Origin of the sequence: Bacillus sp. GbtcB14 (assembly GCF_019091205.1) — a bacterium.
GTDB classification, from domain to species: domain Bacteria; phylum Bacillota; class Bacilli; order Bacillales; family Bacillaceae_G; genus Bacillus_A; species Bacillus_A cereus_AG.
Genome location: NZ_JAGXJT010000004.1, coordinates 300,648 through 325,098, shown reverse-complemented (window position 1 = coordinate 325,098; position 24,451 = coordinate 300,648). Strand labels below are relative to the sequence as shown.

Below are 24,451 nucleotides of genomic sequence, written 5' to 3'. Positions count from 1 at the left end.
TGTATATGTGCTATATTATTTCCTGTAAGCGATTTCAAATAGTTTTAAAGCGCATTCAAGGGGGACATCTAGAATAATGAAACGTTACGAAAGAAAGTGGAAGCATATTTGTTTGAAACGTGTGGCACATCGTAGTGTCCAAGAAAGCACGGAACCTAAGACTGAAACGCGCAAAGAACAGCAAGAGAAGCAATTGGTTCTACAAAAATAGCAATCACTTTTTCGTATATAAATGAAGGTCAATCGTTCGTTGGGGGATGGACGTGAAATTACTTTCAGCTAAGGGGTATTGTCTGATATATAATTTATACGGCAATAAATAAGCACAGAGCATACGGCGCTCTGTGCTTATTTTTATTATTTATCTTTTTTGAATCGAACTGTTTTATCCCACCCAATGACTTGTTTCTTGCTCTTTGCACGTAAGTATAAAATTAAGCTACGAATGAATAAGTACGTAAAGAGTTGTGCGTACGTAAAGTACATGATAACACTAATAAAAATGTTAGTTGGTGTAAAGGTTCGTTCCACACTCTGGGCACTAAATAATTGGGAAACATATGTAATATATGCGACATACCACATAAATAGTAGCGGAATGCTATATTGAATTTGGAATATCCCGAGTAACCCAATTACAAACCAAACGTTCGAAATGATTAAGAACAGCCAAAATACAACATACACTAAAACCTGTTGTAAGGAATGGACGAGAAGTTTTCCTTTAAAGAAACTTAGAGAAGAAAACATTTTTTCTAAAATGTACAAGTTCCCTTGGAGCCAACGTGTACGCTGCTTAATAAGAATTTTTAAATGCTCAGGTTCTTGTTCCCATGTAATCGATTCTGGAACGATCGGTAAGAGATAGCCTTTTTGTGTAATTCGTAATGTTAATTCAGCGTCTTCTGCAATTGCATACGGATCATAACCGCCAAGCTCTTCTAATGCAGAGCGGCGAAGAAGCATGTTTGTTCCTGTTAGTGAACCTGTTTGGAATAGTAACCAGCGTCCGGATTGCATAAGGAGCTGGAAGATTTGAAATTCTAACGAAATCATTCGTGTTAGCCAGTTTCTTTTTTCATTTACAGTACGAACGTGACCAACAGCTCCAACAGCATCCTCGGTTGTTTCAGCGTGTTCTACAAGCATTCGCAGTGCATGTGGTTCAGGCTGGTTATCTGCATCATACACACAGAAGTATTCACCATCTGAAATACTAAGACCATAGTTTAATACACGCGATTTCCCTTTCGGTTCCCCCGCTGGAACACGAATGTGACGAATATGTGCATAAGCTTTGTCAAAATCGTCACCAATTTCAGGTGTCTCATCTTGAGAGTTATCGTTTAATAAATAAACAGTTAGTCTGCCTGGATATTCAATCTTCGCCATCGCCTCTAAAGTATCTTTAATAACGACACCTTCATTGTGGGCAGGTATTAAAATATCGACGCTTGGATAATGTTCTAGCGTACGATCTTTTCGTTTACTATTTCGGTGAATTAAGCCTGCGAGTGTTAAGAAAGAATAGTAAACAAGTAAGGCAGAGAATAGAAAGGCTGTAAAGATAAGTATATACTTGATTGAAAATGTGATACTAATCCAAAAAACGAGTACGCAAAACAGAAGGAATAAAAGCAGTATAACGAGTGTCATCATAATAACGTCTTTCCTTTGTTCCCAATTTGCTCGCGTGAAATTTTTATATCTTGAATCGCTTCAGCAGCAAGCCATTTCTCCATTTTTGGCTTTAGACGGTTCATTACAATGTCGGCACCGGCTTCATTTGTGTTTTGTAATAAAATAACGAGCTTATTATTATCGTATTCAGCGGCAAGGTCAAAGTCATCTCTTATCGTTTCAACTAATAATGAAGCTACACGGTCCATAACACTTTCCTTCGTATATTTACTAAAGGAATTGAAATCAAAGTAAATAATAACGCCTGTTTCATTACGACGATTCATTGCAGTGATTAATAATGCTTGTCGTCTTTCGAATTCTTGTCTTGTTAATAATTTTGATTCTCCAATGTATTGTTCTAATATTCTCACACGTTCGGTTAATTCTTTATTTTCATGAATAACCTTCTTTAATAAATGAGTTGAGATATATACGATGAAGAAGTTTGCTGCCATTAGGAAGTGAGTAATAATGTATTCCCATTGTTCTGATGTACTCCATAGGTAAAGCCATGCTTGGTAGAACAGATAGAATACCGAAGTAATGGTTCCTAATATAAAGAGAACAAATGCGGTTTTATCATTCAATAATAGAAATAGTACATTAACAATTACATATATAATTGTGAAAATGAGAGCATGCTCATATTGCGTTACATGTACAGTTGTAAAATAAAATAAAATTTGTAAAATCCACATAGAGAGGACTTTATAGAAGTTATCTTTCACAAAACTTTCCTCCTTAAAGATAATTCATGCAAGGATACTTGTAGTATGCGCAATTATTAAGAAATAGACCGGATGACTAGGTTATTTTGGAGAACAACCACAAGTAGTATTCCTCTTTTGCAAGAAAAAATAAACAGACTTACTAATTATTGTATCATAATGTTTTTATATTTCAGCATGAAGAATTGAATATATACTAAAAAAATAAAGAACATAGTAAAAAGCCCCCTCTTTAGAAAGAGGAGACTTTACATCATTTTATAGGAACATCATACCTGCAACTGCTGCATTTAAGAAGTTCGCTAATGTACCAGCGATAACTGCTTTAATCCCTAACTGTGCAATTTGTTTACGGCGAGTAGGAGCTAACGTTCCAGTTACACCTAATTGAATTGCGATAGAAGAGAAGTTTGCGAATCCACAGATTGCGAATGTTAAAATTAAGTTTGTTTTTGCAGAGAATTCTGCCATGTGTGGTCCTAAGTTTGCATATGCAACGAATTCGTTGATCGCAAGTTTTTGACCGATAAAGCTTGCCGCTTGTATAGCTTCATTTGGAGAAACACCGATTAAGATTGCAAATGGTGATAGTAAGTAGCCGAAGATTAAATCAAGGCTAAGTTTAATATCGAACCAAGAACCAACCCATCCTAATAGACCATTTAATAAAGCGATTAACGCGATGAAGGCCATTAACATTGCTGCTACGTTAATAACAAGTTGCATACCTTCAGATGCACCACGTGCAGCTGCATCGATAACGTTTGCATCTTCACGTTCTGTAGAAAGCTCAACGTTATTATCTACTTTTTCTGTTTCTGGCATAATTAGTTTCGCGATTAATAAACTTGATGGAGCTGCCATAATTGCTGCTGCTAATAAGTGTTCTAACGGAATACCCATTGCTGCATAGCCGACAAGAACTGATCCGGCAACAGCTGTCATACCGCTTACCATAATAGTGAAGAATTCACTATTTGTTAAACGTGCTAAGTAAGGTTTGATTAAGATTGGAGCTTCAGTTTGTCCTAAAAATACAGTTGTTACTGAGTTTAAACTTTCTGCTTTAGAAGTTCCAAGAAGTTTACTTAATGCGCCACCAACGACACTCACAAATCTCTGCATAATACCGAAATGATATAAGATTGCTACTAATGAACTAATAAATACGATTGGAAGTAGTGCTTGAATAAAGAAGACAAATCCCCAAGGGCCTTTTGCGTTGACTAAATCCCCAGCAACGAACTTAATTCCCTCGTAAGAAAAATTAATTAATCCTTGAACACCATCAGCAGCGTATTTTAAACCTGCTTTTCCGGCATCCCATCGTAATACGATAAATGAAAATGACATTTGTAATGCTAGCGCGATTAAAATTGTGCGCCAATTAATAGCTTTGCGGTTGGAAGATAGTAAGAAAGCAATTGCTAATACTCCAATCACGCCGCCAATTCCCCATAAAAGATTCATGCAGTGTATGCTCCTTCCTCATAGTAAAAAAAGTGTATAAACCAGTTGTCTATACTTGTGCGAATATAACATCTTAAGTAACTTATCATAATGGACATCGGAGGTCAAACGTCTAACGAAAAGTTTAAATAAAAAGAAAATTCTTTGAAAAAACACATATAAAATAAATACACATGAAATAGGTTATGTTTTTTATGTAAATATATACATTATGATAACGTTATGGGTTGTTTTTGTAGAATATGGTGTATGAAATGGAAGAATGGATACATTATTATTTTAGAGAGAAGATGGGTAAAAGAGAGTAATGTGTTGAACCTATAACAAAAAAGCCTTCTAGTAATCTAGAAGGCTTTTAAACTATTAATTAAGGTGCTTTCGTGTATCCTAAGAAATGGCTCTTCCAATAAGAGTTACTTAATGAAGCGATTGCTACACCTTTATCTCCAGCTTGGATAAATGATCCGCCCCCAAGGTAAATACCCATATGAGAAGGACCAGCTTTATAAGTGTCTTTGAAGTAAATTAAGTCACCAGGTTGTGGATTTGAAGTTTGTGGTAGGCTACCCCAATATCCCGCAACACTTTGACGGCTAATGTTATGACCAAATTTCTTAAATACGTGGTAAATGTAACCACTGCAGTCAACACCAGTAGCAGAAGTACCGCCCCAAACGTACGGTACACCTTGCATTCCTTTTGCATATGCAAGTATGGAAGAACTGTCACCGCTATTGTTGCCTGTATTATTATTATTATTATTGTTATTGTTTTGGTTGTTATTTTGGTTGTTGTTTTGGTTGTTGTTAGGCTTATTATCTACTGCGCCCCCAACTGGTGTTTTAGAAAGGTAACGTGTTCCAATATAACCAGTTTGACCGTTGTAGTTGATTTTGCTCCATCCAGAGTTTTCAGAGATTACTTGAACTTTCTGTCCTTGTGGAAGTGCGCCTATGATTCTATAATTTGTACCTTCGCCGCTACGTACGTTTAAGGCAGAAGCATTAATGTAGTAGTCACCAATCGCACCTTGATCAGGTTGTTTTGGCTGCTCAGGTTGCTTCGGTTGTTCAGGAGTAGTAGTGCCACCTTTAACGAACTTAACAAACTCGCTGCTAACGAAGCCTGTTTTTCCTTGGTAGTTTACTTTGAACCAACCGTTTTCAGATCCAACTACGTTTAATGTAGTACCATTTAATACGCCACCAATTACACTATGGTAAGCAGCAGGGCCTGTACGAACACGTAGAGATGTTGCGTTAACAACGTAAGTACCGCCAGTTTGAACAGTTACATTATTGTTTTGTTCTGGCTTGTTGTTTTGCTCTTGGTTGTTACCTTGAGTGACGTTTTCGTTAGAACCGCCTTTTGTTACGTAGTCTTTGCTTAAGTAAGCCGTTTGTCCTGCATAATTGATTTTGAACCAATCTTGAACTTCGCCAACAACTTGTACGACTTGTCCTTGTTTAACAGAACCTACAGTTGGATGAGAAGTGCTAGGACCTGTACGAACGCGAAGGGAAGATACATTTACTGTATAGTTTCCGCTTGCTGGTTGAACAGTTGCTCCATTGTTACTATTGTTGTTACTGTTTGTAGAACCCGTATTTGAAGAAGCGCCTGATACAAATTCGCTACTTACATAACCTACTTGTCCATTATGGTTGATTTTCACCCAACCATTTTCTTGGCCAATTACGTTTAATGTTTGTCCTGCATATACACGTCCTGAAACAGAACTAGAAGTGTTAGGAGCAGTACGTACACGTAATACATCAGCAGTAACTTTATTGTTTCCACCTGTTGTACTTACATTAGAATTGCTTGCTCCATTTTTTGATACAAATTCGCCACTAACAAATCCTGTTTGTCCATTAATGTTAATTTTGAACCAACCATTTTCTTCGCCAATCACGTTTAGTGATTGACCGTTATAAACACGCGAGATGATGTCGTGAGAAGTACTTGATCCTGCACGAACATGTAATACGCTAGTGTTTACCGTATAAGATGAGCTGTTTGATGCTGAAGCTTGGACAGTTGTAGCAGCTTTTTGTGTATTTTGTTCAGGGGCAGCTTGAACACTATCAAGTGTAGGTGCTGCTCCTCCTGCTACAGACACTGCCGCAAGACCGGCAAGGTATTTTTTCATAATTTGTCGATTCCTTTCTGTCTGTAATGTAGTGAAGAAATATTTACCAACTGTTAAAAATTCTAAAGAGCATGTCGATTACTGTCAAGACTTATGCGGTAATCTGAATATGACAAAAAGATTACAAAAAAAAATCAAGGCATAAATCTATACCTTGATTTCCATTTAAATACATATATTGAATGCAGAAAGGATAGAAATTATACGTGTTTAAGAAGATGACATATTGGATTGTAACAAGCTTTGAGAAAATGATCTTTGCAGCATTTTTGTGATAGGGCCAACTTGACCATCTTGAATTGTAGTTCCATCAAGGTGAGTCATCGGCAAAATTTCAATCGTCGTTCCTGTAAAGAAACATTCATCTGCTTGATACACATCGCGAATGCTAAACAGTTCTTCTTGTACAGGAATACGAAGGGTTTTCGCTAAAGAAAGGACATATTGACGCATGATGCCATTTAAAATAAGGTGATTGGCTGGATGTGTGTAGAGCGTACCATTTTTTATGAGAAAGAAATTAGAACAGCTTCCCTCAGTTACGGTACCATTTCGTACGAAAAGGGCCTCTTTACAACCTTTGCGTTCAGCTTTCGTAGCAGCTAATACATTGGGTAATAAATTTAATGATTTGATATCACAGCGTAGCCAGCGCGTATCTGGTTCTGATATAGCACGTACACCATATTCAATCCATAACGCAGGTCTTTCTTTCTTCGTAATATAGGCATAGATTGTCGGAGGGACGTCATATGAGAATGTGTGGGTACGAGCTTGTACACCACGAGAGACTTGCAAATAAATCGTTCCATCTTCGTGGAAATTATTATTTTCAATTAGTTTGTAGAGTAGGATAATAAGTTCTGCTTTGGAGAAAGGGAGTGATAATTCTATTTCTTCCATGGAGCGATATAATCTTGTGATATGCGGATCTAATAAGTGAAAGTTCCCTTTATATAAGCGAATAACCTCGTAGACACCATCTCCAAACTGCAAGCCCCTTTCTTCAAGTTCTATGTACGTCTTTTGTTTTGTTGTATCAATAACTGCATCATTCCAAAGTACAAATCTTTCATATGCCAATTTTCGTCCCATCCTTTCGTAAGTGCGTAAGTAAAGAAGTCACTATAATAATTTTTATGTAAGTAATTCTCTACATATGACGTATATGTATTTGTAAATCATAGAGAAATAGTGGTGATTTAGAGCATTTTGTATATACAAATTCGAAAATAAGAAATAAAAATCCTGCTTTTAAATAAAAAAAGCAACATTCTTATAGAATGCTGCACAAGGAGGGTAGCTATCTTTCATAGGGACATCGTCTTATTGAATGTTTTGTGTATGGAAACAAAACACATTGAAAGACAATTATAAGAAAGTAGAAATAAACGATTCACATATTTCTTTAAGGGATCTTATTACAGATGAGAGATAAGAAATATATAGAACCGCGCTTACATATTTTATTATAGGGATGTTTCATTAATCCTATGTGAATATTTGGTAAAGGTTATGTAATGTTAAAGTTAATGAATATAAGTGATTGTATGGAGAAATATAAAAAAAGAGGCTGAGATTACTCAGCGCTCTTTTTTTCTTCTTTAATTGCTGTCTTTACTTCACCAGTTTTGGTCTTATTACTTTCAGAGAAGCGAAGTAAGTCACCTTCAATGATTTTGTCAGACATGTTCAATTCATTTTGGGCACGATCAATGAGTGGTTGAGATTCTTCTTTTGGTAGTTGTACAACCTCACCAGTGTTACGGTCGTAGAATGTACTGTTCGTGTACATGTACTTATCTGTAATGAAGCTACCGTCACGAAGAACAACGAATCCTTTATTATCAGGTGAGAATACATCATGACCAAATTGAATTTGATTCGTAGAATCTACACCAAGTAAGTTTAGAATTGTTGGTTTAATGTCAATTTCACCAGTTGGTTTTGAAATTGTTTTACCTTCTTTTTGACCTGGAACGTGAATAAACATCGGTGTTTTTTGTAAGTTCATATGGTCAAATGCAGTGATTTCTTCTTTTCCTAAGAACTGTGCCATTGCACGGTTATGGTTTTCAGAAATACCGTAGTGATCACCGTAGAATACGATAACTGAGTTGTCGTAAATACCTTCAGCTTTTAGACGCTCAATAAAGTGTTTCATTGCTTCGTCTAAATAGCGAGCAGTTACCATGTAACGGTCGAACACACCATCACCAGAATTATATTCATCGATTAATTTCGTATTTTCATCATAAGTGAATGGGTAATGGTTTGTTAAAGTAAGGAAGCGAGTGTAGAACGGTTGCTTCACTTCTTTTAACATATCGATAGATTGATCGAAGTATTCGATATCTTTTAATCCCCAATTTAATTTCGTTTCTGGCGTAATCTTGTAGTCAAGTTCGTTGTAGTAACGATCATAACCAAGTGCCGGATACATAATGTTACGGTTCCAGAATGTTGCGTTGTTCGCGTGGAATACTGATGTGTGGTATCCTTGCTCACGTAAAATTTCTGGAGTTGCTGTATATTCGTTATTACCGTGTGTGAAGAATACAGCACCACGGTCTAGCGGATACATGGAAGTATCTACTAAGAATTCAGCATCTGATGTTTTTCCTTGCCCAGTTTGATGGAAGAAGTTATCAAAGTAATAACTTTCTTTCGTAAATTGGTTTAAGAATGGTGTAACTTCTTGTCCGTTAACTGTTGCACCAATTAAGAATGTTTGTAATGACTCAAGAGAGACAACAATTACGTTTTTCCCTTTTGCAGTACCAAACATATTTGGATCTGGTTTGCTTTGTGTTGTTTTTACGTAGTTTTCTGTTTCTTGCAATTTACTACCGTCAGCAAATGCTTTTTGTGAACTTGATTTTGCTTGTAAGCCAAGATCGTATACTTGGTGTACATATAAACCTAAGTTTTTAACAAGCATAACGCGGTCGAATGAACGTGTTAATAGTTCAGGACGCTCGGCTTCTGCCAGTCCTAAGTTTACGAAGAAAATAGCAACTGTTGACACGAAGTATAGGGAACGCATTGGGCGTGCTACACGCTCTGTCGGTGCAAAGCTTTTCTTCTTCTTCAATAAAATGAAGAATACGATAATATCAGCAAATGCAAGGATGATTTTGTAGTTAAACAATTCTTTCACACTAGAACCTAAACTCCCAAAGTTAGATGTTTGTCCTAGTACAGGTAAAGTAACGAAGTCATTATAGAATCCGTAGAACATTACATTACCAACAAGAATGATTGTTAAGACAAAATTAATTCCAAGTGCTATATAGTTACGTTTTTTCCCTTTTGCAAATAATGCAAGACCAACAAGCAGTAATGATGCTGCTAATGGGCTAAGGAATAAAATGAATTCTTGCATGAAAGATTCAAGTTTTAAATCAAAGCTTGTGCGAGTAATAAGATATGTCTTCAACCATACGGCTAAAGCTACGAATACAGTGAAACGCACATTTTGAAATTGTGATTTCAAGGTTTCTTTCATTCATTTCCACCCTTTCTCTATCAGGCTTGGTCGATTTTGGAGCGAAAAATGCTAAAATAAAAAATACATAGTTTTCTTGGCCATAATTAGAGGTTCTATATTCACCCATATACGACTATAACTATGCATACCCTTTTGGTTTCTTGTGTTGCTCATAAGCATAACGTCATTTCTGTATTATACAACAAAATTCATTTCTGAGAAACACTATAACATTTTACATTTTTTGTATGAGATTTGTCACTACCAGAGAAAACTTTAACACTCGTTTATATGTCCGTCAACTAGAAAATATAACAAAGATAGAACGGGATGTTAAGTGAAAGTGAAAATTTTCTAGGTTGATAAATAAGAAATGACAATGGGTAAGTGGTTATATAGAAACCTATTATATGATGGGAAGTATGTAAAAATTAACGAACACTTGTTCTTTTTTGGTTTGTTTGTTACAATAAAAGTTCATTGATAGATTATGTGTAATTTTGATGAACTTTTACTAATAACATGTTGTAGCTTATTTCTTTTTAAAAATAGGGAGGCTTTCATATGGAACAAAAATTTTCAGTTGAAGCGTTTTGGAAGAAAGGAAAACATGTTGCAAAACAAGCAGGGCAATCGGTCATTTATGCAAGTTTATTATTGTTTTACGTTTTGCAGAAACCGGATGTTCCAAAACGAGTGAAAATTATTGTAATTGGAGCACTTGCTTATTTTATTGCACCGATTGATGCGATTCCGGATTTCGTTGCTGGAATTGGTTATACGGATGATTTAGGGGCGTTAATGGCTGCGCTATTACAAGCGTCGATATACGTCAATGAAGATGTGAAAGATAAGGCACGAGTGAAGTTGGCAGAATGGTTTGGTTCGGATATAGACACATCCTTTATCGATCAGAAATTAGATCAATAGGTGAGAACTGTCATATGGTGACAGGGCGAACGTAAGCGAGGAAGTGCATTATGCCATCAGGAAGAACACATACGAAAATAAACTTAATATCCCTTCCGGTTGTTTTGTTTATGCTCTTTTCGTATGGATTAACAAACTTTGATTTTTTATTAACTTTTGCAATTGGCTTTTTAGTAGGTACTACATTTTTAACGCCGGATTTAGATACGTATAGTAATGCGTATAATAAATGGGGATTCTTACGTATATTTTGGTATCCGTATAAGAAGGTAATGCCGCATCGCTCCTTCTTTACACATACAATTATACTTGGTGATGTGATTCGTATTGCATACATGTTAATTGTGTTTTCCCCGTTTTTATTCCTATTAAATGTAATCGCGCTTGACGGGAATTTAATAGGAATTGCGAAGGAACATGAGGTTGAAATTACAACGTTCGTAATGGGAATTGTTGTGGCGAGTACGCTTCACATTATAGCGGATAAAGTGAATACGCGCCGCAAGAAGATGATGAGAAAAAAGAAGAAACGCAGAAGATAAAAAAACCGTCCCAAAAGATATTTTTGGGACGGTTTTTCTTTTTAATCAAACGTTTGTTTAAAAAGGAAATTAAGCTTTCAATACTTTAATGCCCTTCACAATGTTCCAAATGAAGTAGTATAAGCTGATGATTCCGCAAATACATAAGACAATCATTGTTCCAATTCCAAGTGTTACATCAGGCTGATCAGATCCAAGACCCATAACTCCTAGAATAACCAAGCCAATGAATGTAGCGATACTTGGGATAATGTGTGTCCACAGAGCACGTTTTGCATGTGGTTTTGTTTCAGCATCCCCTACAAGCCAAACGATAATAGGGAATAAGATAGGGGCAAAGAGTACGCTAAAGTAAGATAAAGCTGCTAATATTTTGTTTCCGTTCATATATATCACCTCATAAATAATGTCCATTGCTATACTATTATTATGCAATAGTTTTGGCAAGCTTACTATCGATGAACATTACAGCAACGTGACGATTTTGTAAGATTTTTATATTAAATAATATAATTTTCAAAAAAATCTTTTGTAATAGAAATTGTTATGGTACAGTATAAATGAAAGTTATTGAAAACGTTTTCTTAAACGTTTTTTATTTTTAGGCTTAAAGGTATGATGACCTGATAGTCTATTGATGAGGTTATTCTATTTAAAAGGGGATTCTTTAGGGGGAGAGAACAATGAACACATGGACACAAGTTTATGATCCGTTCGGAAACATTTGGATTTCGGCAGCGGTCGCACTTATTCCGATTATCTTTTTTTTCTTAGCTTTAGCAGTTTTCCGCATGAAGGGGTATGTGGCAGGATTTATTACAGTTGTACTTACAATTTTAGTGGCATTATTCGCTTATAAGATGCCGTTCACGATGGCGATGGCAGCGACCGGATATGGTTTCTTATACGGACTATGGCCGATTGCTTGGATTATCATTATGTCGGTATTTTTATATAAAATATCTGTAAAAACAGGTCAATTCGATGTCATTCGTGCATCTGTATTATCCATTACAAATGACCATCGTTTACTCGTTATTTTAATCGGTTTTTCATTTGGAGCATTTTTGGAAGGGGCAGCAGGATTTGGTGCACCAGTAGCGATTACGGCAGCACTTCTTGCGGGTCTTGGGTTAAATCCTTTATATGCAGCGGGTCTTTGTTTAATCGCAAATACGGCACCGGTAGCGTTCGGAGCGATGGGAATTCCGATTACAGTTGCTGGACAAGTAACTGGTATTGATCCACATAAAATTGGACAAATGGCTGGACATCAATTACCGTTTCTATCATTATTTGTTCCGTTCTTTATCGTATTTTTAATGGATGGATTTAAAGGAGTAAGACAAACATGGCCAGCTCTATTTGTAGCGGGTAGCTCATTTGCAATTACGCAGTTCATTACAGCGACGTTCTTAGGACCAGAACTTCCGGATATTACGTCAGCACTTGTAAGTTTAGTGAGTTTATCGCTATTCTTAAAAGTTTGGCAGCCGAAAGAAATCTATCAGTCTAAAGAAGCAAATAGTGAAGTAGCTGCGGCAACGACGGCAACATCTATGCCGAAACTAACGGTAGGAAAGGTCGTAAAAGCGTGGTCTCCATTCATTATTTTAACTGTAATGGTAGTCATTTGGAGCCAAAGTTTCTTTAAAGCGTTATTTGCTCCAGGTGGTGCATTGGAAAGCCTTGTGTTTAAGTTTGAAGTTCCAGGCTTACACAATCTAGTAATGAAAGCAGAGCCAATTGTAAATAAACCGACGCCTTATGAAGCAATCCTGAAATTAGATATTTTATCAGCGACGGGAACAGCAATTTTAATTGCTTGTATCATTTCTATCTTTATTTTGAAAATGAGTGCAAAAGATGCAGTAGTAACATTTAAAGAAACATTAAACGAACTGAAGATGCCAATTCTATCTATTGGATTCGTATTAGGATTCGCGTTTATCGCAAATTATTCTGGTTTATCTTCTACATTAGCGTTAGCACTTGCAGGAACTGGCGGGCTATTCCCGTTCTTCTCACCATTTCTAGGCTGGATTGGGGTATTCTTAACAGGATCTGATACGTCAGCGAATGCACTGTTCTCGAATTTACAAGCGATTACAGCGCAGCAAGTCGGTGTATCTGAAGTACTTCTCGTTGCAGCAAATACAACGGGCGGTGTAACAGGAAAAATGATTTCTCCGCAATCGATTGCGATTGCTTGTGCGGCAGTTGGACTGGCTGGAAAAGAATCAGATTTATTCCGCTTTACAGTGAAGCATAGTTTATTCTTCGTCATTATTGTTGGTATTATGACGTATGTGCAGGCATATTATTTAACGTGGATGATTCCATAAGCAACAAAAGAAATAAACTTTGCATTTTTCAGATTATCGTGTATGATGGGAAAGTATTGAAAATTAAATCAGTGATAAACTAGGGGTGCCTAACGTATGCGTAGGCTGAGAGAGAAGCGCTTGATCTTCTTAACCCTTTGGACCTGATCTGGCTCGTACCAGCGTAGGGAAGTTAACGGCTTTACATAATGATGTCTTTTATGAGCCAGGTCCTTATTTTTTTATGGACCTGGCTCTTTTTATTTTGGCATGCGCTGGCCATATCTCGTCCTTGTCACGTACAGGGGGGCAACAAAGGTTATGAAACAGTCTGTTTCAGCTGAGCAAATTGAATTGAAATCGAGTTTACCAGGAAGTAAGAAAGTGTATGTGGATGGACCGCGCGCGGGTATGAAAGTGCCGATGCGCGAGATTGAACAAAGTGAAACGAACGGCATTCCGAATCCGCCAATTCGTGTATACGATACGAGCGGTCCTTATACAGATCCTGCGCATAAAGTGGAGCTGGAAAAGGGGTTGCAGGCGCCGCGCCACTCTTGGATCCTGGAGCGCGGAGATGTAGAAGCATACGAAGGGCGCGAAGTGAAACCAGAGGATGACGGTGTGAAAGTGGCTTCGAAACATACACCTGTTTTTCCGCAAATGGATCGCCAGCCGCTTAGAGCGAAGCAAGGGGCAAACGTTACACAAATGCATTATGCGCGCAATGGCATCATTACGTCTGAGATGGAATATGTTGCGATTCGTGAAGGAGTAGAGCCTGAGTTTGTTCGTAAGGAAATCGCGGAAGGCCGTGCCATTTTACCAGCAAATATTAACCATCCGGAAGCAGAGCCGATGATTATCGGGCGTAACTTCCACGTGAAGGTCAATGCAAATATCGGAAACTCTGCTGTATCTTCTTCTATTGCAGAAGAAGTAGAGAAGATGACGTGGGCAACGCGCTGGGGTGCGGATACGATTATGGATTTATCTACAGGTAAAAATATTCATACGACGCGTGAGTGGATTATTCGTAACGCGCCTGTACCAGTTGGGACTGTACCGATCTATCAAGCGCTGGAAAAAGTAAACGGAATTGCAGAAGATTTAACGTGGGAAGTGTATCGTGATACGTTAATTGAACAAGCGGAGCAAGGTGTTGATTACTTTACGATTCACGCGGGCGTATTACTTCGTTACATTCCGATTACTGCAAAGCGTACGACAGGTATCGTTTCACGTGGTGGTTCAATTATGGCACAGTGGTGTTTATTCCATCATAAAGAAAACTTCTTATACACTCATTTTGAAGAGATATGTGAAATTATGAAGCAGTACGACGTTTCGTTCTCTCTTGGAGATGGATTACGTCCAGGTTCGATTGCAGATGCAAATGACGAAGCACAGTTTTCTGAGCTTGAAACACTTGGGGAATTAACGAAGATTGCTTGGAAACATGATGTGCAAGTGATGATTGAAGGACCTGGGCATGTACCGATGCATTTAATTAAAGAGAATATGGAGAAAGAGCTTGATATTTGTCAGGGCGCACCGTTCTATACACTTGGACCGTTAACGACAGATATTGCACCAGGTTATGACCATATTACATCCGCAATTGGGGCTGCAATGATTGGCTGGTTTGGAACGGCGATGCTTTGTTATGTAACGCCGAAAGAACATTTAGGTTTACCGAATAAAGATGATGTTCGTGAGGGAGTTATTACGTACAAAATCGCTGCGCATGCGGCTGATCTTGCGAAAGGGCACAAAACGGCTCATCAGCGTGATGATGCACTTTCAAAAGCTCGCTTTGAATTCCGTTGGCGCGATCAATTTAATTTATCTTTAGATCCTGAACGTGCGATGGAATATCACGATGAAACATTGCCAGCAGAAGGTGCGAAAACAGCTCATTTCTGCTCCATGTGTGGGCCGAAGTTTTGTAGTATGAGAATTTCACATGATATTCGTGAATATGCGAAAGAAAATGATTTAGAAACGACAGAAGCAATTGAAAAAGGGATGAAAGAGAAAGCGAAAGAATTTAAAGACACTGGTAGTCATTTATACCAATAACACGTTACACCTCTTTACTTGATTGATCACACTGTAGTACCTAACTTAAATATAGAAGAAGCCCGCTTTGCTAAGACGGTAGCAAAGCGGGCTTTTGTCGTTTATAAGGCGAAGAAGAGGTGTACCCAGTAGTATAAGAGGAATAATGTGACGACTGTTGTGAGAGGAATAACGATAAGGGATACACTTAAATAGTCTTTCCATTTTACTTTAATTTTGTTTTGTTTCAGGATATACATCCAAATGAGGGAAGCTAGCGTACCGATTGGTAATAATAGTGAACCGATGTCACTACCAATAATGTTTGCGAGATAGATAGTTTTTAATGTGACTGGGTCTAGTCCCATTTCTGTTAATGTGATTGTACCAATCATAAGTGCAGGATGGTTATTGAAGACGTTAGAGAGGAGGGAGACGAGCCCGCCCATTGCAAAGCTAGCATAGAGCAGATGTTGGCTTACAAGTGGTTCAAGCCAATTGACAAGCACCGCTGTTAATCCTGCGTTATGAAGCCCGTAAATAATGACATACATAGAGAAAGCGAAAATTAAAATGTGCCACGGTGTCTTTTTCAAAATATCGATAGGATTCGTTCGTAAGTAGTACCATCTCCAGATGAGAAGAACGAGTGAACCGAGTACAGCAACAATTTCGATTGGGATGGATAAGAAGGATGCAACGAATAGAAGACAGCGCATAAGGAAGACGAAGCCTAATACTCTTAGCATGAATTTCGTACGTTTTTGTTTCGTATCAACAGAATTTTTTCCTTTTAACGGATGGAAGTTTTTCGTGAAGAATATTTCTTCGATATCATATGAAGAAACAGGTAATCTTTCTGGTAGTTTTTTCTTTAAAACTGTGTACATAAGCCATGACATAAACAATAGTCCTAATGTTGCAGGTACAAACATCATCGCTGTGTGCATATAAAGAGTCATATGAACGATATTTAATGCGATTAAGTTTACGATATTACTTACACCAATTGGTGCACTAGATGCAGTGGCGATTAAAGCGCCGCTTAATAAATAAGGGATTTGTTGATGAGGTTTTAATTGAAGATTTTTTAGGAGAAGAATTAAAATTGGAGTCGTAATTAAAATACTACCGTCGTTATTAAATAAAAGAGTCATAAGAAAACATAATAATTGAATATACCAGTACAAACGGCGGCCGGATCCTTTTGCTAGGTTTGCAAGTTTCGCTGCAGACCAGTGAAAGAAGCCGAAGCTTTCTAATATAACCGCCATAACGATAGTCGCTAATATTGTTATCGAGGCACCGCCGATTTTACTGATAATGTCCATGACGTCTGGTTTTGATACAAGTCCAGTAATCAGGATAATGCCAGCGCCAATTGCTGCCGGCCACGCCTCATTTAAACCACGAGGTCGCCAAAAGATAACAATCATCGTTAAGAAGAATACAATAATAGTAATCCATATTTCAATGCTCATATTTTACCTACCTTTCTACTTTTCCTTAAACCAATGTAGCTTGTCTCAAGGTCTGTATTGGTAGTATATTCAGCAAAAAATAGGAAGAACTAGACGTATGATGGAATAAAGTGAATATGTGTTTTTCAAGCTAAAGGACAAGTGTCACGAATAGTGAAATAACTATTGTGAGAGGAGTCTATAAATTGTGGGGGCGGTAAGATAGAAAATGACATTTATATGAGCGATTATTGAAATATATCGGCGCAACTCAAAATATATCAGCGGTTTTGAAAATATATCGACTTATCGACAAAACATGACAAAAGGAGTCCATCCCAAAATGCCGTTTGGAACAGACTCCCCACTATATTATTTTTCCTTCAAAAAAGTTCGATCCTTCAAGAATAAATTCCAGAAGAAAATAAATCCTGGTAGTAAAATTGCAATTCCAATTGCGTATAGAATAAGCAATGCATAGAACGTTTCTGGCGTTGTAAAGCTCGTAAATACAGTTACATCAGGATAAATAATATACGGTAAATGCGCGACGCCGTAAGCGTAACTTGCAAATGCATATTGAGCGACGACTGCTAACACGGCAATGCGAGGGTATCCTAGCGTGCCATACTTCTTGTTTGTCCACCAAAGAGAAGAGTACCCGATAATGAATAAAACGATAGAAACTGTAAACCATGGGAATTGCTTTATTAGTCCTTGCATAAGCCAGTGTGTTTCCGGGTCCATTACAACGAGGGCGATAATCGCCGTAACGAGTGTTGCAGGACCAAGGATGATGGCGTTTCTTCTATAAATTCTATACGAATCTTCTGAACCTTGCTCTCTCGCAAAATCAGCAAGAAAGAGAGAGGAGAGAAATAGCTCCGAAGTTAGCCCGAAGAGCATATAACAGTAGATAACCGGGCTAGAAAGAAGTTTTCCATACAGGAGTACTTCTTTTCCTTCAGACATTGTAATATAAGCCCCCTCTGTTACGGGTAAAACAGTAATTAATAAGGCTGGAATTAAGAGCCCAGTAATGCCTGAAATAACCCGAAGAAGGTACTGATATTTTGGCAAAGAGTAAGCAAATACCATGAATGTACTGCGAATTGCAATGAGTATTAAAATTAACATAACTGGTACGAACATTACTGTCGCAAGGGTGAAAGCGGCTTTCGGAAAAAAACCGAGAAAAGCGACAACGACAAAGACGAGAAATGTATTTGTTACTTCCCAAGTTGGTGATAAGTATCGATTGGCAAGTTTAGCAGCAATCGTTGGATGTTTTGCGTACACCATGCCCCAAAAACCTGCTCCAAAATCGATGGACCCTAATATGCTGTATACGAAAATAAGAGCCCATAAGATAATGATTGCAATACTTTCCTCATGCACGAGAATCGCCTCCTTCGTGATGTAAATCATTTGCAAGCGGATGTTTCTTAAAGAATGTCCGTAGTACAAAAACCGTTAAAATGCCGAGTCCAATATATAAAATGATGAATAGAATAAATAAAGGACCGACAAAATCAGCGCGTGTAGAAGCGTCGACTGTACGTTGCATACCATAAATGGTCCATGGCTGACGACCACTACAGCTGAAAATCCAACCGAATTCAATACCGAGCATCATAATTGGTCCACATGCAGCAGCTCCCCAAAGAAGCCACTTCGGTAATTCTGCTCCTTTTTTTCGGTAAACAAAGTACCAATATAAGAGAGCGATTGCTGCAACTGCAAAGGTGAAGGCAGCGGTGCCGACCATTAAATTGAATAGTGTATGTGTGTAAAATGGTGGCCATGTTTCTTGTGGGAATTCATTTAGTCCTTTTACGACGGTGCTAGGGTCTAGTCCCACTAGTAGGCTAAGCATGTTCGGAATTTCTAGTGCATAGTTTAGTTCAAGTGTGTTAGGATCCACAACTCCACCAATTGATAACGGTGCATGTGATGTCGTTTCAAATAAAGCTTCAGCAGATGCCAGTTTTTCAGGGGAATGCTTATGTAAGGCGATTGCCGATTCGTGTCCCGAAAGCCACATCGTAGCACCTGTAATAAATGTCACGACGAGTCCTAACAGTAGTCCCTTTTTATGATATGCCACTTCACGTTTACTTAAATTCTTCTTTAATAATTTAAATCCAGCGATAGAGGCAATGACGGCAGCTCCAGTTGTATAGGCTGTAATCACGACGTGGAATGCACTTGTGCCAAAACTCGGATTAAAGAAAGCTTTCCACGGATCAACGTTAAAAACTGACCCATCTGGCCCCATTGAAAAGCCTGCGGGTGTATTCATCCATGTATTTGCTGATGTAATAAGCACGGCAGATGCCGTGGCACCAATCATGACGAAGAATAGCGAGATTAATCTCATGAATGGAGGGAGTTTGTCAGCTGCATATACATAAATGGACATGAACAAAGCCTCTAAAAAGAAGGCGAAAATCTCAATTTGAAAGGGAACAGAAATAACCTGCCCAACAATTTTGGCAAAACCAGGCCAAAGAAGTGAGATTTGCACACCAACAATTGTTCCAGTTGGAATTGCTACACCGAGAAGGATGGCAAACGCCTTCGTCCATCTTTTCGCCATAATGGCGTAATCGGAATCTTTCTTCCAGTGATAGAGTATTTCACTTATAAAAATCATTAATGAAAGCCCGACACCAAGTGTTGCAAAGATAATGTGGAATGCTAATGAAGAACCAAAAAACGCTCTTGCTAATGTTACCGTATCCATATGTAAACTCCTCTTCTTTTTTGCCATTATTTTCTGATTGAATTGGAAGATTTATTCAAAAAAACTACCAAAAATATATATGTATTTAAAAAGTGGATATGGTAATATAATGTTTGAATATTCTAAAGAAAAAGAAGTTAATGTTTAATGATATTTTGTTTGTTTTTTAGTAAGGAATATTTTATAATCTTTTATGCGAACATAAGTTCTGTTTTTCGGGGTGAAGAAGTTTATGTGAAATGGAGAGGATGTTTTATGTATCCTGAAGTCATTAAAAAGATGGCATTTTCAAAAGAGCATAGAGATTTATTATTGAAGTTATATAATAAAGAGATTACGCGTCGTGAATATGATCGACTTGTGGCATCGCTATATAGACCTTCTAAAGAGGCTTGTGAGGGATAGAGGCACGGGAGACAATCTAATATAGATTGTCTTTTTTCATTTTACGTATGTTCTGGTAAAATTAAGGCTAGCCTTATTAGGGAGGTGAAAAGATTGCGGAAACGTTTATATATAGGCATTGGAGTTATTCTCTTAATCGCTTTAGGTGGCATTGTATTTTGGTCAGCTATACAAGGAAACCGTACAGAACATTTTATTTTAAGACATATGGCGAATGAAAATGGGACGCTTGCCACGTATCGTTTAGCGGATACAAAGGCAGGTACGGGTGAAGCGAAAGGCCGTGAAGCTTTATCGGAATCAGCAGGGCTATGGCTACAATATACATTGGATAAAGACGATCAAGCGTTATTCGATGAACAAGTTAAGGTTATTCAAAATAGCTTTGTACATAAGGATCACATTGTTATATGGAAAATCTCTGAAAAGGGAGAAATGCAGTCAGCTACAAATGCACTTATAGATGATCTTCGTATTATAGAACAATTATATCGCGCTTATGAAATGTACAAGGAAGAGCGTTATAAAAACTTGGCAGATCAATTGAGTGACGCTGTAATTCGTTATAATAAGAAAGATAATTATTACGTTGATTATTATGATGCAGATGCAGGGAAACAAAATAATTTTGTAACTACATCATACATAAATCCACACGCATTCTCGTATATGAAAAAGTACGGAAAAGTTTCTGCTCAGCAATATCAGGAAGTCGTTCAATTTTTAGCGAATTATCCAAGGCATGGCTGGGCATTCCCAAAAGAGTATAAAGAAGATGGTACATTTACGTACGATAAAGAAGTGAATCTTATTGACCAATCATACGTTGCGTATCATCGAAGTTTAGGTGGCCTTTCATCAGATGCTTATTTGGAATTTATAAAGAAGAAATTCCAGGAGGATGGAAAGCTATACGGTCGTTACAATTTAGAAACGGGAAAACAAACTGTGAATTATGAATCGCCAGCCGCTTACGGACTAACAATCTTGTACGTGCTACAAACAGGTGATACAAAGTTTGCAAAGCAATTATATGATCATATGGCTACATTCCGAAATGACAACGTATTTAGTAGATATTACGGTGGATACGTAACAGGCGAAAATAATAATACACATATTTTCGATAACGTATTGCCGCTTTTAGCGGAAATGGAATTGGAGAAGAGTAAGAAATAGAAGGTGCTATCCCCTTTTGGGGTGGCGCCTTCTATTTGTGTCGTTATTTGTTGATAAATCGATATTCCTTGTCGAAACGTCGATATAAATTCATGGCCTAATGTTAGAGAAGTAGTCCATCACAAATTCACGAAATTGCTGAGCAGTTTTCGATAAATAGCGCTTTTTCGACCAACTTAAGCCGATAGTTCGCTCACAATTTGGTTCAATAATACGTAACTTATTTAATGCTAAAGTAGAGTTTTTTAATAAAGTTAAACTTGGGACAAACGCGATGCCGAGACCTTGCTTAATAAGGTCGCTAATCACGGTTGGTTCATCTACTTCAAAAGCAATATGTGGAGTGAAGCCAGCTTCTTTACAAAATTCATCTGTTAAGTGCCGAAATCCATAACCAGTGTTCATACTAATAAACGGTTCGTCTTTTACTTCATGTAGATAGATACTTTCACGTCCTGATAAACGATGACCTGAAGGGACAACTAAGAAAATTTCTTCTGTAATAAGTGGTTCCCAAATAATCTCCTCGCCTTCAATTGGCACAGAAGAAATGCAAAAGTCGATTTCTATATTATCTAGTTGGCGTTTCATAGAAGGAGTAGATGCGAGAAACTGCTGGAATCGAACGTTAGGATGTTCTAGTAAAAAAGAACCGAGTAGTTCTGGTAATATTCTCGGGATAGAAACTGCCAGTGTAATAGAACTTTGTTGTAATTCGGCTAAGTCTTTAATTTCTCGTTCGCCTTCACTTAATTCATGAAAAATACGCTCTACTCGTTTTAAAAATACTTTCCCAAAAGAGTTTAATGTGATCTGTCGACCTTGGCGGTCAAATAAAGGGACGCCTAAGTCCTTTTCTAATCTAGCGATTGTTTTGCTGAGCGAAGGTTGCGCGATATGCAATTCTTCAGCAGCTTTTGTCATATGCTCTAATCGTGCGACTGTCTGAAAGTATTTTAATTGAAGAAGTTCCATTTTGACTCTCCTTTCTATAGACCAAAAGGAATGAATTGATAATTAAAGATGTATTATACAGTATGGAAAGTGACGTGTATAGTAAATCTGTTAAACCATTCTAATGGTGTTAAATTAGGAGAAGGAGTATGTTTCATGAAAGGAATTCAACTTATATTTAAAGATTGGAAAGCGATGTGGCACCATAAACATGGACGTATCGCTTTAATTTTTTTGTTAATCGTTCCTTTAATTTATTCAGGATTCTTTTTAGCGGGATATTGGGATCCATACGGACGATTAGATAAATTACCGGTTGCAGTTGTGAATTTAGATAAGGGCGCTGCGATGGATGAAAAAACAATTCATGCAGGAGACGATTTTGTTAAAAATTTAAAAGAGAACAAGGAATTAGCTTTTCATTTCGTATCAGAAAAAAATGCTGATGAAGGGTTAAAAGAAGATAAGTATTATATGGTTGTTACGATTCCAGAGGATTTCTCTAAAAAGGTAAGTACGCTTATGGATGAGAAACCAGAGCCGGCACAATTGCAGTACAAAGTAAATCCAGGTAAAAACTTTGTAGCAGCTCAAATTGGAACGACAGCTGTGGAAAATATGAAAACAAAAATCTCAAATAGTATTACGAAATCTTATACAGAAGGTGTCTTTTCAAAGTTCCAAGACTTAGCACAAGGATTGGGTGATGCAAGTGATGGCGCTAAGAAGTTACATGAAGGAACGACAGATGCAAGAAATGGGACAAATGAGCTTGCAGATGGTATTCATCGTTTAAGTGACGGGACATCGAAATTGAAAGAGGGAAGTGACAAGCTTGCATCCAGCCAATCTGCCTTAACGGGGGGAGCAAATGAGCTGAGTCAAGGGGCAACATCACTTCATAGTGGTATGGAGTTATTAGCACAAGGTGAAAAAACTTTACAATCAGGAGTTAATGAATTAAGTGCTGGTACAAATGAATGGGTGAGCGGAAGTGAGAAACTTGCTGAAGGGCAAGTGAAAGCGGACGATGCAGCAAATAGTGTAAAACAACAATTAGAAGCGTACGTGAAAAGTCATCCAGAGGCGCAGCAAGATCCTGCTTTTCAAAAGATCATTGCTACTTCTAATGGATTAGCTAAAGCAACAAATACTTTAAATAATAGCCAACAACAATTGACACAAGGAGCGAAGAAGCTCGCTGACGGTCAATATAAGGTTGAAGAAGGCATGAATACATTCGGAGTTAAGTTAAATGAAGCTACTGAAGGAACGAAAAAGATAGCAGATGGTGCTTCGAATTTAGCAGATGGATTTACGAAGTGGGGAAATGGATTTACATCCCTGCAAGAAGGTGTAAATCATCTTGCAAGTGGCGGAACAGAGTTGAATCACGGGGCTGATCAGTTAACGAACGGACTTGTTAAACTTGACGATGGTGCGAAAGAACTTTCTACCAAATTAGGAGAGGGCGCAGAGAAGATAGCGGATGTTCGCAATGATGATGCACGCAATACGATGTTCTCAGAACCGGTTCAATTAGTAAAGTCAACAGTTTCTGACGTGCCTAACTATGGTTCAGGTATTGCACCATACTTCTTATCACTTGCATTTTATGTTGGCGGAATTATGGCTTCAAATATTTTACCGCTTGGCCGTAGACAGAATATGAAGGTAAGCGGAACGGTACATTTTATTAATAAACTAGGATTAGTATATTTAATTGGACTTATTCAAGCATTACTTGTGGATGTGGTTGTGCTAGGAGTTATGAAATTAGAAGTTGCAAGTGTGCCACTCTTTGTTTTATCAAGTATTGTTATTTCCTTTACGTTCATGACGTTTATTCTTATGTTAGTAACGGTATTTGGTCTTGTTGGAAAATTCTTAGCAGTAACGCTTCTCGTCTTGCAATTAGCGACGAGCGGGGGGACTTTCCCAGGAGAATTAAATATAGCTGTTCTTAGCAAAATTGGACAGTTTCTCCCAATGTCCCATTCTCTTAGAGGGTTACAAGATGTGATCTCTTTAGGAGATTGGTCGCAATTACAAATGCAAATTTTAATATTGTTATGCTATCTCGTTGTTGCCGGCGGAATTGCTTGGATTACGAGTCATATACAGCATAGAGAAACGAATACAGAACGAGTTTCTTAAAATAAAAAGAAGTTATCCGATTTTGTTGGATAACTTCTTTTTGTTTTTTCTTTAGCAAAAAGCATCTAGTTTTATTTTTATATACCATTTTTATGGTGCGATTCTTTGATGGTTTTTTCTATATATGTGCACTTTAAGAAGTTTGAATATTCTAAAATTTAAGTATGCCA

Annotated in this window: 18 protein-coding genes and 1 riboswitch; of the genes, 7 read left to right on the top strand and 11 right to left on the bottom strand. The window is 37.6% G+C overall.

What is annotated here, in order from left to right; genetic code table 11:
* Positions 1 to 357 precede the first annotated feature (357 nt).
* The 6 genes from KVT31_RS14255 to KVT31_RS14230 all read right to left on the bottom strand — a co-directional run bounded on the left by KVT31_RS14255 (position 358) and on the right by KVT31_RS14230 (position 9,541).
* Positions 358 to 1,659, bottom strand: a complete 1,302-nt coding sequence (locus KVT31_RS14255) for a glycosyltransferase family 2 protein (RefSeq protein WP_088098441.1) — start codon at positions 1,657 to 1,659, stop codon at positions 358 to 360.
* Positions 1,656 to 2,411 carry a GGDEF domain-containing protein gene (locus tag KVT31_RS14250; RefSeq protein ID WP_088098440.1) on the bottom strand — a complete coding sequence of 252 codons (756 nt, stop codon included), beginning with the start codon at positions 2,409 to 2,411 and terminating at the stop codon, positions 1,656 to 1,658. Before KVT31_RS14250 ends, KVT31_RS14255 begins: the two co-directional genes overlap by 4 nt.
* A gap of 258 nt (positions 2,412 to 2,669) precedes the next feature.
* Positions 2,670 to 3,881, bottom strand: coding sequence for a NupC/NupG family nucleoside CNT transporter (locus tag KVT31_RS14245; protein ID WP_088098439.1), 1,212 nt, complete (start codon positions 3,879 to 3,881; stop codon positions 2,670 to 2,672).
* Positions 3,882 to 4,248: 367 nt separating this feature from the next.
* A complete protein-coding gene (locus KVT31_RS14240) occupies positions 4,249 to 6,033 on the bottom strand; it encodes a C40 family peptidase (RefSeq protein ID WP_217613531.1) in 1,785 nt (594 codons plus the stop codon).
* Positions 6,034 to 6,243: 210 nt separating this feature from the next.
* On the bottom strand, positions 6,244 to 7,128 hold the full coding sequence (locus KVT31_RS14235; RefSeq protein WP_088098437.1) for a D-amino-acid transaminase: 885 nt from the start codon (positions 7,126 to 7,128) through the stop codon (positions 6,244 to 6,246).
* A 484-nt stretch (positions 7,129 to 7,612) separates the two neighbouring features.
* Positions 7,613 to 9,541 carry an LTA synthase family protein gene (locus tag KVT31_RS14230; protein WP_088098435.1) on the bottom strand — a complete coding sequence of 643 codons (1,929 nt, stop codon included), beginning with the start codon at positions 9,539 to 9,541 and terminating at the stop codon, positions 7,613 to 7,615.
* Between the two features lie 546 nt (positions 9,542 to 10,087).
* On the opposite strand from KVT31_RS14230, the gene KVT31_RS14225 reads away from it, so the two are divergent.
* Entirely contained in the window at positions 10,088 to 10,453 is a 366-nt protein-coding gene (locus KVT31_RS14225; protein WP_088098434.1) for a YkvA family protein, read from the top strand.
* Positions 10,454 to 10,503: 50 nt separating this feature from the next.
* Positions 10,504 to 10,995 carry a metal-binding protein gene (locus KVT31_RS14220; protein ID WP_088098433.1) on the top strand — a complete coding sequence of 164 codons (492 nt, stop codon included), beginning with the start codon at positions 10,504 to 10,506 and terminating at the stop codon, positions 10,993 to 10,995.
* Between the two features lie 69 nt (positions 10,996 to 11,064).
* On the opposite strand, the gene KVT31_RS14215 is transcribed toward KVT31_RS14220, so the two are convergent.
* Positions 11,065 to 11,382, bottom strand: a complete 318-nt coding sequence (locus KVT31_RS14215) for a magnetosome magnetite crystal formation protein family (RefSeq protein ID WP_088098432.1) — start codon at positions 11,380 to 11,382, stop codon at positions 11,065 to 11,067.
* A 296-nt stretch (positions 11,383 to 11,678) separates the two neighbouring features.
* Here KVT31_RS14215 and lldP point away from each other — a divergent pair, with 296 nt between their 5' ends.
* The gene (gene lldP, locus KVT31_RS14210) at positions 11,679 to 13,340 is read left to right on the top strand and encodes an L-lactate permease (RefSeq protein ID WP_001099312.1); all 1,662 of its coding nucleotides are present in this window, start codon (positions 11,679 to 11,681) and stop codon (positions 13,338 to 13,340) included.
* Positions 13,341 to 13,411: 71 nt separating this feature from the next.
* A riboswitch (TPP riboswitch) is annotated at positions 13,412 to 13,527 on the top strand.
* A gap of 113 nt (positions 13,528 to 13,640) precedes the next feature.
* A complete protein-coding gene (gene thiC / locus KVT31_RS14205; protein ID WP_088098431.1) occupies positions 13,641 to 15,401 on the top strand; it encodes a phosphomethylpyrimidine synthase ThiC in 1,761 nt (586 codons plus the stop codon).
* Between the two features lie 101 nt (positions 15,402 to 15,502).
* Here the strand turns inward: thiC and KVT31_RS14200 are convergent, their stop codons facing one another.
* The 3 genes from KVT31_RS14200 to cydA form a co-directional block, all read right to left on the bottom strand.
* Positions 15,503 to 16,861, bottom strand: coding sequence for an arsenic transporter (locus KVT31_RS14200; protein ID WP_088098430.1), 1,359 nt, complete (start codon positions 16,859 to 16,861; stop codon positions 15,503 to 15,505).
* Positions 16,862 to 17,212: 351 nt separating this feature from the next.
* Positions 17,213 to 18,238 (bottom strand): cytochrome d ubiquinol oxidase subunit II, encoded by a 1,026-nt coding sequence (locus KVT31_RS14195; RefSeq protein ID WP_088098429.1) that lies wholly within the window; start codon positions 18,236 to 18,238, stop codon positions 17,213 to 17,215.
* Positions 18,231 to 19,586: a cytochrome ubiquinol oxidase subunit I gene (gene cydA, locus KVT31_RS14190; protein ID WP_088098428.1), complete on the bottom strand. Its 1,356-nt coding sequence runs from the start codon at positions 19,584 to 19,586 to the stop codon at positions 18,231 to 18,233. The genes KVT31_RS14195 and cydA overlap by 8 nt, the downstream gene beginning before the upstream one ends.
* Before the next feature lie 255 nt (positions 19,587 to 19,841).
* Between cydA and KVT31_RS14185 the strand changes: the two genes are divergently transcribed.
* Together KVT31_RS14185 and KVT31_RS14180 are read left to right on the top strand one after the other, a co-directional pair.
* Positions 19,842 to 19,991 carry a hypothetical protein gene (locus KVT31_RS14185; RefSeq protein WP_000283173.1) on the top strand — a complete coding sequence of 50 codons (150 nt, stop codon included), beginning with the start codon at positions 19,842 to 19,844 and terminating at the stop codon, positions 19,989 to 19,991.
* 93 nt (positions 19,992 to 20,084) lie between these two features.
* Complete coding sequence (locus tag KVT31_RS14180; protein ID WP_140392603.1) at positions 20,085 to 21,170, top strand: transcriptional regulator; 1,086 nt, start codon at positions 20,085 to 20,087, stop codon at positions 21,168 to 21,170.
* A 90-nt stretch (positions 21,171 to 21,260) separates the two neighbouring features.
* Here KVT31_RS14180 and KVT31_RS14175 read toward each other — a convergent pair whose 3' ends face one another.
* Positions 21,261 to 22,145: a LysR family transcriptional regulator gene (locus KVT31_RS14175; protein WP_088098426.1), complete on the bottom strand. Its 885-nt coding sequence runs from the start codon at positions 22,143 to 22,145 to the stop codon at positions 21,261 to 21,263.
* Between the two features lie 135 nt (positions 22,146 to 22,280).
* On the opposite strand from KVT31_RS14175, the gene KVT31_RS14170 reads away from it, so the two are divergent.
* Positions 22,281 to 24,281, top strand: a complete 2,001-nt coding sequence (locus tag KVT31_RS14170) for a YhgE/Pip family protein (protein ID WP_088098425.1) — start codon at positions 22,281 to 22,283, stop codon at positions 24,279 to 24,281.
* The last annotated feature ends 170 nt before the right edge of the window (positions 24,282 to 24,451 follow it).